At 37.2% G+C, this 17023-nt stretch carries 16 protein-coding genes and 1 tRNA gene; 3 read left to right on the top strand and 14 right to left on the bottom strand.

Translation table 11 applies throughout. From position 1 onward, the window contains the following. Positions 1 to 6: 6 nt before the first annotated feature. Positions 7 to 846 carry an undecaprenyl-diphosphate phosphatase gene (locus Q9317_RS02285; RefSeq protein WP_003100846.1) on the bottom strand — a complete coding sequence of 280 codons (840 nt, stop codon included), beginning with the start codon at positions 844 to 846 and terminating at the stop codon, positions 7 to 9. 482 nt (positions 847 to 1328) lie between these two features. Between Q9317_RS02285 and Q9317_RS02280 the strand changes: the two genes are divergently transcribed. From Q9317_RS02280 to Q9317_RS02270, 3 genes are all read left to right on the top strand, one after another. Further along, positions 1329 to 2897 carry an ABC transporter substrate-binding protein/permease gene (locus Q9317_RS02280; RefSeq protein ID WP_003100845.1) on the top strand — a complete coding sequence of 523 codons (1569 nt, stop codon included), beginning with the start codon at positions 1329 to 1331 and terminating at the stop codon, positions 2895 to 2897. Continuing rightward, on the top strand, positions 2890 to 3630 hold the full coding sequence (locus tag Q9317_RS02275) for an amino acid ABC transporter ATP-binding protein (RefSeq protein ID WP_003100842.1): 741 nt from the start codon (positions 2890 to 2892) through the stop codon (positions 3628 to 3630). Before Q9317_RS02280 ends, Q9317_RS02275 begins: the two co-directional genes overlap by 8 nt. A 197-nt stretch (positions 3631 to 3827) precedes the next feature. Beyond that, a complete protein-coding gene (locus Q9317_RS02270; RefSeq protein WP_016355825.1) occupies positions 3828 to 3944 on the top strand; it encodes a putative metal homeostasis protein in 117 nt (38 codons plus the stop codon). Positions 3945 to 4012: 68 nt separating this feature from the next. Here Q9317_RS02270 and Q9317_RS02265 read toward each other — a convergent pair whose 3' ends face one another. The 13 genes from Q9317_RS02265 to pyrG form a co-directional block, all read right to left on the bottom strand. Next, entirely contained in the window at positions 4013 to 4903 is an 891-nt protein-coding gene (locus Q9317_RS02265) for an SPFH domain-containing protein (RefSeq protein WP_003100840.1), read from the bottom strand. 337 nt (positions 4904 to 5240) lie between these two features. Next, positions 5241 to 6905, bottom strand: a complete 1665-nt coding sequence (locus Q9317_RS02260) for a DAK2 domain-containing protein (RefSeq protein WP_121791487.1) — start codon at positions 6903 to 6905, stop codon at positions 5241 to 5243. After that, complete coding sequence (locus tag Q9317_RS02255; RefSeq protein WP_003100837.1) at positions 6905 to 7270, bottom strand: Asp23/Gls24 family envelope stress response protein; 366 nt, start codon at positions 7268 to 7270, stop codon at positions 6905 to 6907. Before Q9317_RS02255 ends, Q9317_RS02260 begins: the two co-directional genes overlap by 1 nt. A gap of 141 nt (positions 7271 to 7411) precedes the next feature. Then, positions 7412 to 7600, bottom strand: a complete 189-nt coding sequence (rpmB, locus tag Q9317_RS02250) for a 50S ribosomal protein L28 (RefSeq protein ID WP_003100836.1) — start codon at positions 7598 to 7600, stop codon at positions 7412 to 7414. A 163-nt stretch (positions 7601 to 7763) separates the two neighbouring features. Beyond that, entirely contained in the window at positions 7764 to 8717 is a 954-nt protein-coding gene (locus Q9317_RS02245) for an IS30 family transposase (RefSeq protein ID WP_003098612.1), read from the bottom strand. A 460-nt stretch (positions 8718 to 9177) separates the two neighbouring features. After that, positions 9178 to 10059, bottom strand: a complete 882-nt coding sequence (locus Q9317_RS02240) for a class II fructose-bisphosphate aldolase (protein WP_003100835.1) — start codon at positions 10057 to 10059, stop codon at positions 9178 to 9180. Positions 10060 to 10252: 193 nt separating this feature from the next. Continuing rightward, positions 10253 to 10338: transfer RNA gene (locus tag Q9317_RS02235), tRNA-Leu, on the bottom strand. A gap of 52 nt (positions 10339 to 10390) precedes the next feature. After that, entirely contained in the window at positions 10391 to 11317 is a 927-nt protein-coding gene (locus Q9317_RS02230) for an alpha/beta hydrolase (RefSeq protein WP_003100833.1), read from the bottom strand. 63 nt (positions 11318 to 11380) lie between these two features. Beyond that, positions 11381 to 12091, bottom strand: coding sequence for an antiholin-like protein LrgB (gene lrgB / locus Q9317_RS02225; protein ID WP_003100832.1), 711 nt, complete (start codon positions 12089 to 12091; stop codon positions 11381 to 11383). Between the two features lie 15 nt (positions 12092 to 12106). Continuing rightward, positions 12107 to 12559: an antiholin-like murein hydrolase modulator LrgA gene (lrgA, locus tag Q9317_RS02220; protein WP_003100830.1), complete on the bottom strand. Its 453-nt coding sequence runs from the start codon at positions 12557 to 12559 to the stop codon at positions 12107 to 12109. A 134-nt stretch (positions 12560 to 12693) separates the two neighbouring features. Next, the gene (locus Q9317_RS02215; protein ID WP_003100829.1) at positions 12694 to 13425 is read right to left on the bottom strand and encodes a LytR/AlgR family response regulator transcription factor; all 732 of its coding nucleotides are present in this window, start codon (positions 13423 to 13425) and stop codon (positions 12694 to 12696) included. Next, positions 13425 to 15176, bottom strand: a complete 1752-nt coding sequence (locus Q9317_RS02210) for a sensor histidine kinase (protein ID WP_003100828.1) — start codon at positions 15174 to 15176, stop codon at positions 13425 to 13427. Before Q9317_RS02210 ends, Q9317_RS02215 begins: the two co-directional genes overlap by 1 nt. Positions 15177 to 15241: 65 nt before the next feature. Then, positions 15242 to 16849 (bottom strand): CTP synthase, encoded by a 1608-nt coding sequence (gene pyrG, locus Q9317_RS02205; protein WP_003100826.1) that lies wholly within the window; start codon positions 16847 to 16849, stop codon positions 15242 to 15244. Positions 16850 to 17023 lie beyond the last annotated feature (174 nt).

The following is a 17023-nucleotide window of genomic DNA, read 5'->3' as shown; positions in this document are numbered from 1 at the left end:
ATCTTCTTAAACAAATAGTGACACAAGGAAATAAAGGATTAAAATAGAGCCAAGCACAATCCGATATTTTCCAAAAAGAGTAAAATCATGTTTCTTAACATAATCTGTCAGGAATCGAATAGCATAAAGACTGACGACAAAAGCTGTTAAACTAGCAACAATTAAAATAAGCAATTGCGAGAATGCTAAGTGATTCCCATCAAGGAAAAACTTAAGTGCTTTCAAGCCACTGTAGCCAAACATTGTCGGAATAGCTAAGAAAAAGGTGAAGTCAGCAGCGACTATACGACTGGTTCCTAAGAAAATAGCCCCTAAAATAGTAGCCCCTGAACGACTAGTTCCTGGAACAATACTCAAAACTTGAAAACAGCCGATTAAAAAGGCAGTTTTATAAGTCATTTTTGCCAAATCCTTTACTTGAGCTTCTTGATGTTCATTGCGTTTTTCAATCCAGATAAAGGCAAAGCCGTAAAGAATAAGCATTAAAGCAACGACAACAAAGTTATAAAAATGAGCTTCCATCCAGTCATCAAGCAATAAGCCAAAAATAGCAGATGGCACACAAGCAATAACAACTTTCAACCATAATTGCCAAGTCAATTGCACTTCACGAGCTGTTTTCCCAGGCTGAAATGGATTGAGTCTCTCAAAATAAATAACCATTACAGCAATAATAGCTCCTAATTGAATCACAATATTAAACATGTCCATAAAGGCCTTATCTTGATTCATTTTAACAAATTCTTGAACCAAAATTAAATGGCCTGTACTGGAAATCGGCAGCCACTCTGTAATACCTTCAACAATCCCAAAGAAAATAGCTTTTAGTAATTCAATAAATAACATGTTAGCTCCTTGATAACTTAATAGACTTATTGTAGCAGAAAGTTAAGAAAAATTCTGCCATTCTCATTGGTTTTCAAAGAAAAATTTCGAACCTTCCCCTTCTTTTACTTCTCTCGCAAAAAAAATACTTCCAAAATCTACCAATTACCATGCCAGAAGCGATTCAACAGTTAAAAAATTGTTATCTAAAGCTTTTTTCATTGAAAATGAAATGAGATGGATAAAAGTTAATCATCTAGTCAGCACTATATCATTAGACTTAACTTTCAGTAAGTGACAATAATACTAGTATGTTTTATGTTAAGCACCTTTCCACCATTTTATCACTTATTCACCATAAAACGATGCCAGAAGAACGAACTTGTCATTTATTTTTACTCAAAAAAATGAATATTTTTCCAACTTACAAAGTAATAAACATTGAAATCAACATCTATTTACTGTAAAATAAAGAGATATAATATTTGAAACAGGAGTCATTTATGAAAAAGCTATTTATGAGCTGCTTTGCAGCACTCTTATTGCTCTTTGGAGGAATTAGTAGTGTCGCAGCAGACCAATACCTTCGTGTTGGGATGGAAGCAGCCTACGCCCCCTTTAACTGGACACAAGACGATAATTCAAATGGAGCCGTTCCAATTGAAGGAACAAAACAATTCGCTAATGGTTATGATGTTCAAATCGCAAAGAGAGTTGCTGCTTCAATGGGCAAAGACTTACTTGTTGTTAAAACCTCTTGGACAGGCTTAATTCCAGCACTTACTTCTGGTAAAATCGATCTGATTGCTGCCGGGATGAGTCCAACGCAAGAACGCAAAAAAGAAATTAGTTTCTCTGACAGTTACTATACCAGTGAACCTGTCTTAGTTGTTGCATCAGATAGCAAATATGCTAAAGCCAAAACACTTTCTGATTTTTCAGAAGCAAAAATCACAGCCCAACAAGGCGTGTGGCACGTCATTTTAATCTCTCAAATAAAAGGGGTTAAAGCACAAACACCAATGGGAGACTTCTCCCAAATGCGCCAAGCACTGTCATCTGGTGTGATTGACGGTTACATCTCTGAAAGACCTGAAGCCATGACAGCTCAAAATGCTAACTCATCCTTTAAAATGGTGACCTTAGAAAAAGGATTCACCGTGTCAGAGTCTGATGCTGCCATTGCGGTCGGGATGAGAAAAGATGATCCTCGAATCAATGCTGTAAACATTGTCTTATCAAAATTAAGCGACAAAGACCGCCTCAACTTAATGGATAAAATGGTTGCTCAACAACCTAAAGAAAAAAAAGATGATGCTACAAAACCGTCATTCTTCGCGCAAATGTGGTCAATTCTCCAAAAAAATTGGCGCCAATTCCTTAGAGGTACAGGTTTAACACTTCTTATTTCAATGGTCGGTACCATTTCAGGACTTTTTATCGGACTATTAATTGGTATTTACAGGACTGCTCCTAAAGCAAAACATAAACTGGCTGCCTTTTTCCAAAAACTCTTTGGATGGTTCCTAAATGTTTATATTGAAGTTTTCCGTGGCACTCCTATGATTGTTCAATCAATGGTTATTTATTACGGAACTGCGCAAGCTTTTGGTGTTTCTATTGATCGTACTTTAGCAGCTATCTTAATTGTTTCTATCAATACCGGAGCTTACATGAGTGAAATTGTTCGTGGTGGAATCTTCGCTGTTGATAAAGGTCAGTTTGAAGCAGCTACAGCTCTAGGTTTTACACATGGGCAAACCATGCGAAAGATTGTACTTCCGCAAGTCGTTCGAAACATTCTCCCTGCTACTGGTAACGAGTTTGTTATTAATATTAAAGACACATCCGTTTTAAATGTTATCTCTGTAGTAGAACTTTACTTCTCTGGTAACACCATTGCAACTCAAAACTATCAATACTTCCAAACATTCTCTGTTATCGCAGTTATCTACTTCATTTTAACCTTTACTGTTACAAGAATTCTTCGTTATATTGAACGCCGTTTTGATTCAGACACATACACAACTGGTGCCAACCAAATGCAAGTGAAGGAGGTCGGCAATGTCTAACCCTATTATTGAAATCCATCATTTAAAAAAATCTTATGGCCAAAATGAAGTTTTAAAAGATATTTCACTTTCCGTAAATAAAGGTGAAGTTATCTCAATTATTGGTTCATCTGGTTCTGGAAAATCAACTCTTCTTCGATCAATTAATCTTTTAGAAGAACCAACTGCTGGTGATATTTTATTCCATGGTAAGAACGTTTTAGATGGCAACTACAATTTATCTCATTACCGTGAAAAGTTAGGAATGGTTTTCCAATCCTTTAACCTTTTTGAAAACCTTAACGTTTTAGAAAATGCTATTGTTGCCCAAACCACCGTATTAAAACGTAGCCGATCTGAAGCAGAAGAAATCGCCAAAGAAAACCTGAACCGTGTTGGCATGACCGAACAATATTGGCTAGCCAAACCCAAACAACTATCAGGCGGTCAAAAACAACGTGTTGCTATCGCACGTGCCTTATCCGTTAATCCGGAAGCTATGCTTTTTGACGAACCTACATCAGCACTTGACCCTGAAATGGTCGGTGAGGTTCTTAAAACCATGCAAGACCTTGCAAAATCAGGTCTTACAATGATTATCGTTACGCACGAAATGGACTTTGCTCGTGACGTTTCAGACCGTGTTATCTTTATGGATAAAGGGTTAATTGCTGAAGAAGGTAGCCCTCAACAAATTTTTGAGAATCCAAGTCAAGATCGAACAAAAGAATTCTTGCAACGTTTTTTGAAATAAATTTATAAAAATTCTCTATCAAGATGCCTCCTAAAAACGGTAACTTCTTAGATTAGCAAAAATGCCTTGGTCTGATAATAGATCAAGGCATTTTTGAGAGAATTTTTCAATCTATTTGCGCAAATTACTTTACCAGTTAAGTGTTTTGTGTTATACTTGCTATATTAACGTTAATAAATTATCACAAGGAGGTTGATATGGCTGAAAAAACTGACCTCGCGTCAGCTTATCGTAGACTGAAAAGTCCAAATATAAAAACCAAAAAACGTGCCTTGAAAATTATTCATGAGCATAAGAGACAAGGGAAAAAATAATGCCTTAGTCTATTAAGTCAGACAAAAAAAACAACTAAGACACATCCCTCCGTCTTAGTTGTTTTTTCTTATTTAACTTTTAATGCTGATAAAATTTGTGTTCTAATATCATCGACACCATTTGGTGTAGATGGTAAGAACAATGTTTGATTGCCACGTGATGCAAAAGTATTTAGAGTATCTAAATATTGGTTTGTTAAAAGAATTGACATGATTTGTTCTTCATTCAAACTAATATTAGCTTCTTTCAATTCCTGAATTGATTCAGCTAAACCATCAACAATTGCTTTACGTTGTTGAGCGATACCAACCCCGTGGAGACGATCTTTTTCTGCTTCAGCGGATGCTGCAGTAACAATTTTAATTTTATCTGCTTCTGCAAGCTCTTGAGCCGCAACACGTTTACGTTGCGCAGCATTGATTTCATTCATTGATTGTTTAACTTCTGCATCTGGTTCTACTTTAGTAATCAAGGTTTTCACAATAATATAACCATAGGTAGACATTTCTTCAGCTACCTGATGTTGAACTTCTAAGGCGATTTCATCTTTTTTCTCAAATAATTCATCAAGTGTCAATTTAGGAACTGATGAACGAAGAGCATCTTCAATGTAGGACTTAATTTGTGACTCTGGTTTCATCAATTTGTAGTATGCATCTGTTACATTTTGCTCATTAACCCGGTATTGTGTGGCAATATTTAAGGTCACAAACACATTATCTTTGGTTTTAGTTTCAACAATAATCTCTGTTTGCAATAATCGCAATTGAACACGAGCTGCAATTTTATCAATGCCAAAAGGCATACGGATATGGATACCGCTTGAAGCCGTTTTTTGATAGCGACCAAAACGCTCAACGATGGCTACGGTTTGTTGTTTAACGACATACAAGGTACTTCCAATAATAGAAAGGATGACAATAACTAAAAAGCAAGTGAAAAATAGTGTATAAAACATAAAAACCTCCTATGTCAGTGCTAGCTCACATGTCATTTGCTGCAGATTGACTTATTGTTATGATACAATTATAATTCATTTCTAAGATTTGTCAAATAAAAATCACGCTTACTAAGGCTTTAAAAATATCCAAATAATTATTTTAAAATGTAGACACCCCTGCCAGCAAAAGAAAAATTGAAACTTTAGAAATTGACTGGCATACTTACTCTTAGAAATGCTATTATAACAGTATCTCTAAGAGTTTTTTTCTTTTCCAAGAAAAAGAAAAAAGACTGAAGATTATGTCCAAAATGGACGTGTTCTTCAATCTGATGACCAAACGGTCATTTTTTCTTTATTCAACACTCATTAGATAAGGATATACCGGTTGATTTCCTTGATGAACTTCAACTTCTATATCTTCATATTTTTCTTCTAAATACGCAACAAGTTCTTGTGCAAGTGTATCATCACCATCTTCACCAACAAAAATAGTCACAATTTCACTCTCTTCATCAATCATGTGATCAAAAGTTGCTTTCATTGCTGCTTCAACATTAGCATCAGATACTAAAATTTTACCATCAACCATTCCTAGGAAATCATTCTCGTGAATTTCAAGACCATCAATAGTTGTGTCTCTAACAGCTAGTGTTAAGCTACCACTTGTAACCTCTGACAAGCTCTCAGTCATTGCTGAAACATTATCTTCCAAAGTATTACTTGCATCAAATGCTAATAAACTTGTGAAACCTTGAGGAACTGTACGTGTTTCAACAACAGCAGCTGGAATATCAACAACAGCTGCGGCAGATTGAGCAGCCATAAAGATATTTTTGTTGTTTGGTAAAATGATAACATTTTTAGCATTGACAGCTTCGATTGCCTTAACAATATCTTCTGTAGAAGGGTTCATTGTTTGACCACCAGAAATAATGTAATCAACACCTTGTGCTTTGAAGATTTCTGCAAGCCCTTCACCAGCAACAACAGCAATTAAACCGTATTCTTTAGGCTCAGCTTTTGGTGCACTTGTCTTTGTATGTTCAACTTGTGCATCATGTTGGCTACGCATGTTATCTACTTTAATCTTAACAAGAGAACCATATTTAAGACCTTCTTGCATAACAAGTCCCGGATCTTCAGTATGCACGTGAACTTTAACAATCTCGTCATCATTGACAACAAGTAAAGAATCGCCAAGATTGCTTAAGTAGCCTTGGAATTCGTCATAATTGAATTCTTTAACATAAGTTGGTCCTTGTTTTAGAGCAACCATGATTTCTGTACAGTAACCAAAAGTGATGTCTTCTGTAGCAACATGACCAACTACAGCCTTGTGATGCTCTGTATTAATCATTTCAGACATATTAGCTGGAGTCGCTTTAAAATCTTCAGAAGCCACGTAGTCGCCATTTAAAGCAGACATAAAACCTTCATAAATATAAACAAGTCCTTGACCACCAGAGTCAACAACACCTACTTCCTTAAGAACTGGAAGCATGTCTGGTGTTTTAGCTAAAGCACGTTTTGCTCCCTTAAGAGCAGCTTCCATAACTTCAACGGCATCATCTGACTCGTCAGCTTTTTTCAAAGCAGCACTAGCAGCACCACGAGAAACCGTTAAAATAGTCCCTTCAACAGGCTTCATAACTGCTTTGTAGGCAACTTCTACACCTGATTGGAAGGCATGTGCCAAATCTTTACCGTTAAGCTCATTTTTATCTTTAATGCTTTGACCAAAACCACGGAATAATTGAGAGGTAATAACTCCTGAATTTCCGCGTGCTCCCATCAAAAGACCTTTTGATAAGATTTGTCCAACTTCCCCAACTGTTTGTGCTGGTTTATCGGCTACTTCTTTGGCTCCATTGTCCATTGTCATCCCCATATTTGTCCCAGTATCACCATCTGGAACAGGAAAGATGTTTAAAGAATTGACATACTCTGCTTGTTTACCAAGACGGGTAGCAGCTGCTTGAACCATCTCTTGAAATAAACTTGTTGTAATATTTGACACTAATTTTCTCCCACAACCTTAATATTTTGTACGTAGACGTTAACCATATCTGCAGTTAAACCTAACTGGCTCTCAAGGTTAAACTTCACACGTTCTTGGATATTTTTAGACACTTCACTGATTTTAACCCCATAACTCATTACGGTATAAACATCAACAGAAATACCCAAATCTGTTGACTTAACAACTACACCTTTGGCATAGTTTTCTTTGCGAAGTAGTGATTGAAAATTGTCTTTAATAGCACTTTTACTTGCCATTCCAACAACGCCAAAAATTTCCGTTGCGGAACCACCAACGACAGTTGCAATAACGTCGTCAGATAGTTCGATCAGACCATCATTTGTATTCATTTTTACAGTCATATTTACTACCTCAAAAAGTTTTTATCAATCTATTTTACCATATAATAATGCTATTGTAAAAAAATATAGGCAAAAGCTCATTCAAATGCCCTTTCCTATACGATTGTCTAATAAAAAAAAGCCCGAAGGCTTATTTTTTTATTAGACGCGTTCTACTTTACCAGATTTAAGCGCACGAGCTGAAACCCAAACTTTTTTTGGTTTACCGTCGATAAGAACAGTAAGTTTTTGAAGATTTGGTTTAACTGTACGTTTTGTTTGGTTCATTGCGTGTGAACGGTTGTTACCAGATACGGTTTTACGACCTGTAAAATAACATACTTTAGCCATGTTGATCTGTTTCCTCCTACGTAGAATATGTTTTTGATGTGCTAGCACCACATACTAAACTATTCTACCACATGGCTTATCATTTAGCAAGGTATATTTCATTTTCTTTTAGATTTCCGCATTCAAATCATCCCCCAAGCCATTGCTAAATTTCAAGTCCAAGTTAGCCAGCGGTTAAAAACTCTTTAGGAGATTTGTAGTCTAATATTTTCTTAGGATAGTTGTTTATCCAATTTTCAATGAATGCGACCTCTCTTTGGGTCGTTTTCTTTGTTCCTTTAGGTAACCATCTTCTGATCAGTCTGTTATGGTTCTCATTCGTTCCCCTTTCCCAGGAAGCGTAGGGATGTGCGTAGTAGATATCTTCTTTTGGAAAGACAAGAGAAAGTCTGTTGAATTCAGTTCCGTTATCAGCTGTAATAGAGTGAATAGGGTGAGTCTTTACTATACTTTCTAAGGCATGATTGACCGACTGAGCAGACTTATCCGGAATGAGTCTGATAATCTGGTGACGACTACGGCGGTCTGTTAGAGTTAGTAGACATTCATTCTTAGCCCTTGTTAGAATAACCGTATCAATTTCATAATGCCCATTTTCAAGTCTACGATTAATCGCATCAGGTCTTTTCTCAATGGATTGACCAGCAGGTTTGAAACGAGGGCTAGCCTTCTTTGATTTTCCCTTTCTTTTCCTTGGATACAAGATGTGATCAGAATGGATGCCAAGGTGTCCGTTATGAATCCAATAATAGATGGTTGAAACAGGAACAGCTATACCTTTCGACTTCACCATCATTTCAGGTGAAAAGTTCTGCCTCATATAGTGCAGAATCCTCTCTTTCGTATCTTTATCCAAGCCAATAGAACGAATAGAATTTCGTCGTTTATTCTCATAGCTAGCTTGAGCGTAGTCAGCTTGATAAATCATTTCAAATTTACCTTTACGAATTTGTTGTCTGACAAGTCCTCGTTTAACCTCATTATGAATGGTTTGAGGCGCTTTACCTAGCAAGTTAGCGATGGCTCTATTGGACTTTCCTTCTGACTTCCATTTCTCGATGAAGTAACGCTCAGCTATTGTCAAATGTTTTCCTTTTGGTGTATAATGTTCATGCATCTCAAAGTGTCCTATCTTGTGTTTGTGGTGAACTACAAGTATATCTCTTTGAGATGTTTTTTCATACCCTCAGATGGCTAACTTCATTTTAGAACTTTCTTCCCCCAAGCCATTAGCTCATGCGTTTTTTTAGCTCTTTAAATAGATTTTCCATTGTTCCATCATATGGGACTTCCGTGATATGATCTTCAATGCCATTAATGAATTGATAAGTGTATGCTACTCCACTTGGATTTAAGACGCCAATAATCTTTTGACTACTACAATGCCTAAGATTTGTAAAATGAGTGTTAGCTCATTGTATAATACCCTATCCAAAATATCCTAATCATTAATATCAAACAATATTGCCTACTTTTTCAAAGAGAGTTAAACTGTTCACTTTATTCTTAATTTTTAGAACATCAATCGTACATAAAAAAGCCCTTAAAAAGGGCTTTAATAGATTTTAAATTCTCAATTAAGCTTTGTTTGCTGATCCGAATACGTCAATACGTTCTTCTACAGCGCCTTGAACAGCTTTGATTCCTGGTGCCAAGAATTTACGTGGGTCAAATAATTTTTTACCATCGTATTCTGCTTCGTTAGCATCGTAGTTACGTGCAAATTCACGAGTTGCATCAGAGAAAGCGATTTGGCTTTCAGTGTTAACGTTAACTTTAGCAACACCAAGTTTGATAGCTGCTTTGATTTGATCATCAGGAATACCTGATCCACCGTGCAATACGATTGGGAATCCTGGTACAGCAGCAGCTAATTTTTCTAAGTGGTCAAGAGCAAGACCTTCCCAGTTAGCTGGGTATGGACCATGAATGTTACCGATACCAGCAGCAAGGAAATCAATTCCAGTTGCAACCATAGCTTTAGCGTCTTCGATTGGAGCAAGTTCACCTTTACCAACGATTCCGTCTTCTTCACCACCGATAGTTCCAACTTCAGCTTCTACAGAAACACCTTTTGCATGAGCGATTTTAACAACTTCTGCTGTTTTCGCAAGGTTTTCTTCAACTGGAAGGTGTGAACCGTCAAACATGATTGAAGAGTAACCAACTTCAATACATTCTAAAGCATCTTCATAATGACCGTGGTCAAGGTGAATAGCTACAGGAACAGTGATTCCCATTGATTCTACAAGGTTAGAAATAAGTGATTGACATACTTTGTAACCACCCATGTATTTTGCAGCACCCATTGAAGTTTGGATAAGAACTGGAGCTTTTTTAGCTTCTGCTGCACGCAAGATAGCTTGAGTCCACTCTAAGTTGTTTGTGTTAAATCCACCAACAGCGTAGCCGTTTTCACGAGCTGCTTGTACAAATTTTTCTGCTGAAACGATTGCCATTTGTAAGGCCTCCTCTTATTTTTCGGGTATTTCCCGTTACATTGTTCATTTTAGCACAATTAGGCTGAAATTTCTAGTGTCAGCTCATGATAAAACGTTTTCGAAACACTAAATTCCTTGAAAAACCTGTTTTAACTTACTTTTCAATCTCTTTTAAGCCACAAAAAAAGATGAACCGAAGTTCATCATCTGATGCGGAAAGGGGGACTTGAACCCCCACGACCTAAAGCGGTCACAGGATCCTTAGTCCTGCGCGTCTGCCAATTCCGCCATTTCCGCTACTCATTAGCAACATAAAATATTATATCAACTATGAGTTATACTGTCAAGATTATTTTTGATATTTACTTAAAAAATCTTTGATTTCTTTTTTATAGGCTTCAGGATTGCTTTCAAAAGATTTAGCATGTTTTGCCCCTTTGGCAATATAGAGAGATTTTGGTCCTTTTGTAGCTTTATAATTGTCATAAACCATTGAAGTCGGTACAAAATTATCCTTGTTTCCATGAATAAAAAGAACAGGTAATTTGTTTTTCTTCAATTGCTCAACAGCACTGGCCTCTTGATAGCTAAAACCAGCCCGTATTTTGGAAAGAGCAGACACTTGATATAAAAGTGGAAAAGCAGGAAGCTGATACATCTCCTTAGCTTGAAACTTCAACTCTTCCCAGACACTTGAGTAACCACAATCTTCAATAATAGCCTTAACTTGTTTGGGTAATGGCTCACCGCTTGCCATCATAACAGTCGCTCCACCCATAGATAATCCAAAGTAAGTAATCTCCTGCTTAGCATTCTCTGCTAATAATTCATTTGTCCAGGCAATCAGATTTTTTCTATCATTCCAACCATAGCCAATAATATCCCCCTGACTCTTGCCATGTGCCTCATTATCAGGCATTAGAACATTATACCCTAATTCCCTAAATAAGATCGCATAGGGTTTCATATTAGCTTTACTGTTAACAAAACCATGAACAATAACAACTGTTTTAGAGGAATTGCTTTCAGCGGGTAAATACCAAGCCACTTGCTTATGCCCACGATTGGTTAAATAGCGTGTCTCAGGTTCTAATTGGTCAAATGCTTTTTGCATGCCATAAAGGGAACTTTTAGCTGTTAAACTGCTTGAATTAATAAATGATTTTTTTTCTCGGACTTGTGCCACATGAAAAAAATAAAAGCTTGCAGCAATACTAATGGTTACTAAAATGGCAACGATAAGTGCCAAATACTTTGATAATCGAATAATTTTCATATCAAATAGTTTACTAAAAAAAAGAGAAAAAAGAAAGGTTTTTTTCTCTTTTTTCTCTTTTATTTATAAGAGGATATTTGCTAAAATAGGAACAACCACAGTGACAATAACGCCTACAATCACTAGAGCAATGGAAGCCATGGATTCTTCCACCTGTCCAAAATCTTTAGCTGCTGAAACGCCTAGAGCATGCCCTGCTGTTCCAAGGGCTAAACCTCGTGCAATGGGATCATTAATTTTAAAGAAATTAATCAAAGGTTTAGCGAGAGCATAAATAATAACACCATTTAAAATACAAGCTAATGATGTCAATTCTGCTGAGCCACCAAGTGCTAGAGAAGTTGGCATAGCAATCGCTGTCGTTGCTGCTTGAGGTAACATAGAGGCTGTTACTACTTTACCCAATTGAAGGAGATTGGACATCACATAAATCCCGTAAACAGCTACAACACTCCCTAAACTAATGCCACCAACAATTTGTAACCAGTTTTTTTTCAAAACATCTCTTTTACGATAAAGCGGGATAGCAAAGCAAATAGTCGCAGGCTCAAGGAAGAAACTAATGATTTGACCCCCTTTATTATAATCTTCAAAACTAATACCTGTGATTAATAAGGCAGCAATCCCTAAAACCATGGCCACAAACAAAGGCGCAAACAAGAAGAATCCTTTTGATTTCTTAAACAACATTTGCCCAATATAGAAAGTCCCTACAGATAACAAGACACCAAATATTGTGGTCTCTTTTAAAACGTTAATGAGATTTGCTATCATACGTCCACCATCCCTTTATTTGCTATAACTGTTGCTTGTTGCTAAAGACTTTCTTCTTGCTTTTGATTCCTGCTGTTTGGTAAAAATTGATGCAAAATGAAAGGCTTTTTGAGGTTCCATTTTTAGAATCATCTGTGTCATCCAACCTGTTGAAACAAGAAGGATAACTGTTGATGTAAAAATTAAAACGATGTCTAGCACAAAATGAGCTTTTAAAATACCAAGAGAATTAATAACAGAGACACCCGCTGGTACAAAAAAGAGGCCAATATTTGAAACAAGCTTGTCACCTACATCTTCAACTTCTTCCAACTTAATGAACTTAAAGCTCAAGGCTAAGAAAAGTAAAACCAAGCCAATCACAGACGCTGGCATCACAAACGGTAGCATTTTTTCAATTAATTTAGACAGTAAGACAATGAGGCCAATCACCACTGATTGATATAAAATCGAATAGGTTTTTTTCATAGTTGCAGCTCCTTTTTTCTCTTTGACGATTTCTTGTCTTTATTATAAGCAAAAAAAGAACCCTTAGGCTCTTTTTGGAATAATTGACTGTTTAGAAGGTACGAAATGCATAGATTGGACCTCAAAATACTTGCTTATAAGCCTACTTTCTCCCGAAAAACCTTTAAATAAGATCTGCTAACAGGAACCTTATCTCCATTTGACATGGTGACTTGGTAGGTCTGGTTGAACCAGGGTTGAATTTCCATGATTTGATCTTGGTTGATCAGATAAGAACGGTGCACTTTAAAAAATAGCTGCGCTGGTAATTGCTTTTCAAGAGCTGATAAACTTGTTTGACTGATGTATTTACCTGTTTTAGTGTAAAGAGTTGTTTCTTTACCCTGCACCTCACAGTAGATAATATCTTGGAAAGAGAGTAAGTAAATCCGTTCATCTGTCTCAACGGTTAAGCGCCCCATCTGATTGTCTCTGTTAGCAGGTGCTGACTGAGACATTTTTTTGGCTATTAAAGCAGCTTTTGCCTTTTGAACAGCTACGCGGACACGTGTTTCTTCAAAGGGCTTTAACACATAATCCAAAGCATTAACCTCAAAAGCCTCCAAAGCATGATTATCATAAGCTGTCGCAAAAATAATAAGCGGAGGGTTAGGTATTTTTGTCAAACGTTTAGCCAAGTCAATGCCACTTTCATCTGTTAAATGAATATCTAAAAAGAGAACATCAGGCTGATCTGTTAACAAGAGTTGAAAAGCATCTTCAATAGAATCCCCTTCCAAAATTTGCTCAACCTCTTGTGTCTGGTGCAATAAATAAGATAATTCCATACGGGCTAAAGGCTCGTCATCAATAAGTGCTACTTTCATTAATCCTCCTTTGTCCACTGAATAGGAACAAAAATATCAAACCGTGTCCCTTTATCATCAGAGCCTATTAGCATCTGAACCTTATCATCATAAAGGCTATGCAATCGACGGTTTAAATTCTCAAGTGCTGATCCTGTCCCTTTAAGAGAAGGAACACTTTCTTTCCCCAGTTTTGCTAATAGTTCTCTTGCAATGCCCTGCCCATTATCCACAACACTAAGATGAAGTTGCTCCTTTTCTTTAGACAAAGAAACATGAACCTTATTATCATTTTTACGACCAGAAAAAGCATGTTTTAACGCATTTTCCACCAAAACTTGAATGGTAAATGGTGGGATACTAGCTTTTTTCAGCTCATCAGGGATCTCCAAATCAATGCTAAAGCGTCCAGGAAAACGGGCTTGCTCAATGGTTAAGTAGGCATTAAGATGATTGACCTCTTCTTCAACTGAAATTAAATTGTGACGGGTTGATGTGATGTTTGACCTGAAATAATGTCCCAATTGCAATAACAGATAACGGGCTTTTTCACTGTCAACTCTCATCAAAGCAGAAATCGTATTAATGGCATTAAAGAGAAAGTGAGGATTAACTTGCGCCTGCAAAGACTTGATTTCTGCATCTTTTAAAAGACCTTTTTCTGTCGCCATTTGGCCAAGTTCTAGTTGGGATGAAAAAATATTCCCTAATCCTTTAGCTAATTGTTCTTCAACATAAGTTAAATCATCCGCATCGGTAAAGTATAACTTGAAAGTTCCCTCCACTTTTCCTTTTACAAACAAAGGCACAACAATGGCTGCTGCTAAAGGGCAATCTGGGTAATGACAGCCAATTGCCTCACGGCTGTGAACCACTTGTATTTGTCCAGATTCAACAACGTTACGCGATAAATCTGTGATAATTTTTTTGGTCGGAATATGGTGATCACTTGCTGCCCCAACATGTGCTAAAATAGAACTTCTATTTGTCATACTGACTGCTGACACGCGCATAAATTTTTTAATCTCATCTGCAGCTTTTTCAGCAGATTCAAAGGTTAAACCTTGTCTAAAATAAGGTAAAGTCGTGTTAGCCAATTCCAAAACATCGTGGGTTTGGATAGCTCTCATGCTTTCTTCTTGCCTCAAGGTTCCAATAATAATGGATAAGAAAATACCTGTTCCTAGAGCATTAACCAAAGCCATTGGTAAGGCAATGGTCTGAATGAGTTCTAAAGCTTGAATCTTGTCTGGTAGAAAGGTTAGAATACAAAGCATCTGAACCAATTCCATCAATGCACCACACAAACTTCCTTGCCAGATTTTAGGATAGGTTTTTTTGCGCAAGCTTATTCTACCAACAAAGCCCGATAAAATGCCAATCAAAAGCGAGGAAATAAAGTAAGTATAAGGAGCAGTTCCCCCTTGAAGCCATCTGACCATACCTGAGATGAGACCGACAAAAAAGCCGACAAAAGGCCCACCAATAAGCCCTGACATTCCGATGGTTAAGGTGCGGGTGTTTGCAATAGAGGTGTGTGAAGAAAGATTAACCAAGCCACCACTGCCAATTTCAAATGGTGCTGTAACCAAAACTCCCGTAAAATTACTAATAATAGCAAAAACACTAAACGTTAAAATCAGTATCCAGCGAACTCTGTAAGAATCCCTCTGATACATCATTTTTTTATAAAAAGGGCTAATCATTAATAGATTAGCCAATAGAATAATTAGCCCTACTCGTTCAAGGAGGGGTAGAAATAACGAAACCATATCATAACCTCTTGGGGTTATTATAGCACTTGAAAAGGCATTTTTTCAAGTCATAACCTGTCCGTTTACGCCAAGCTGTTCTCCACTGCAGCAGTCACAAAGGCTGTGTAAAGCTCTTCTGCATGGTTTGGACGACTTTGTAATTCTGGATGGTATTGAGCAGCAACAAAGAATTTTTTCTCTGGTAATTCAACAATCTCCATCAAACGGTTATCTGGTGAAACACCTGAGAAAACAAAGCCAGCTTCTTCAAATTGTTTACGGAATTTCGTGTTAAATTCATAACGGTGACGATGACGACGTTGAACAACTTCTTGGTTGTTATAAGCTTGCGCCGCTCTTGAGCCAACTTTTAATTTACATGGGTATAATCCTAAACGTAAGGTGCCACCCATATCCTCAATATCAATTTGATCACGCATAATATCGATAATTGGGTAATTTGTTTCTGGATCTAATTCAGCTGAATGTGCACCTTCCAAATTAAGAACGTGACGGGCAAATTCCACACAAGTCAATTGCATGCCTAAGCAGACACCAAGCATTGGTACATCTTGCTCACGAGCATACTTGATGGCTTGAATTTTTCCTTCACTTCCTCGTTGGCCAAAACCGCCAGGAACAATAATGCCATCAGCGTCAGCCAGCAGTTCTGCAACATTAGCTTCTGTGACGTCATTAGCATTAACCCACTTCAAGTCGATGGCACTATCATTAACACAACCTGAGTGCTTAAGGGCTTCAACCACTGATAAGTAAGCATCAGGCAATTCCACATATTTCCCAACAAGAGCAATTTTAGTGGTTTTCTTAAGGTTCATCACCTTATCAACCATTTGTGACCACTCTGTCATGTCAGCCGCTGGCACATCTAATTTCAAATGATCACAAACAATTTGATCCATATTTTGAGCCTGTAAGTTTAATGGAATCTGGTACAAATGCTCAACGTCACGAGATTCAATAACGGCTTCTGGTTCCACATCACAAAACTGTGCCAATTTGTTTTTAATGCCTTGCTCAACTTCTTCTTCTGTTCGAATAACTAGCATATTAGGTTGAATTCCTAAGCCACGAAGTTCTTTAACAGAGTGTTGTGTTGGTTTTGTTTTCATCTCACCTGCAGCCTTCAAGTAAGGCAGTAATGTGGTATGAATGTACATGACATTGTCTGAACCAACATCTGCTTTCATTTGGCGAAGAGCCTCAAGGAATGGCAAACTTTCAATATCACCAACTGTTCCACCAACTTCTGTGATAATGACATCAGAATCTGTCGTTGTGGCTGCACGTTTGATTTTTTCTTTCAAAGCATCTGTGATATGTGGAATTACCTGAACTGTTGCCCCAAGGTATTCCCCTTTACGTTCTTTACGAAGGACCTCACTGTAGATTTTACCTGTTGTAACATTCGAATATTTATTAAGGTTAATATCAATGAAGCGCTCATAGTGCCCTAAATCCAAATCTGTTTCAGCACCATCGTCAGTAACATAGACTTCCCCATGCTGGTAAGGGCTCATAGTCCCTGGATCAATATTGATGTATGGGTCAAATTTTTGAATGGTAACTTTGAGACCTCGGTTCTTAAGCAAACGTCCAAGACTTGCCGCAACAATCCCTTTACCAATTGAAGATACAACCCCACCAGTTACAAAAATATATTTTGTCATAAACATGCCATCCTTTTCAAAAATAATTGCTTATCACTGTCGTAATAAGTCGCCTGATAACTCTAGGGATTACTTTTTTCTCTAAAAGAAAAAATAAAAATAGCCCCCTAATAATTAGGGAGCTTTTATCCGACCTCATAAAGAGGTGCCCGAATAATAATATAAACTATATTA

Source organism: Streptococcus iniae, assembly GCF_030732225.1.
Classification (GTDB): Bacteria; Bacillota; Bacilli; order Lactobacillales; family Streptococcaceae; genus Streptococcus; species Streptococcus iniae.
The sequence above is the reverse complement of the archived record's forward strand: the minus strand, read 5'-3'. Positions and strand labels throughout refer to the sequence as shown.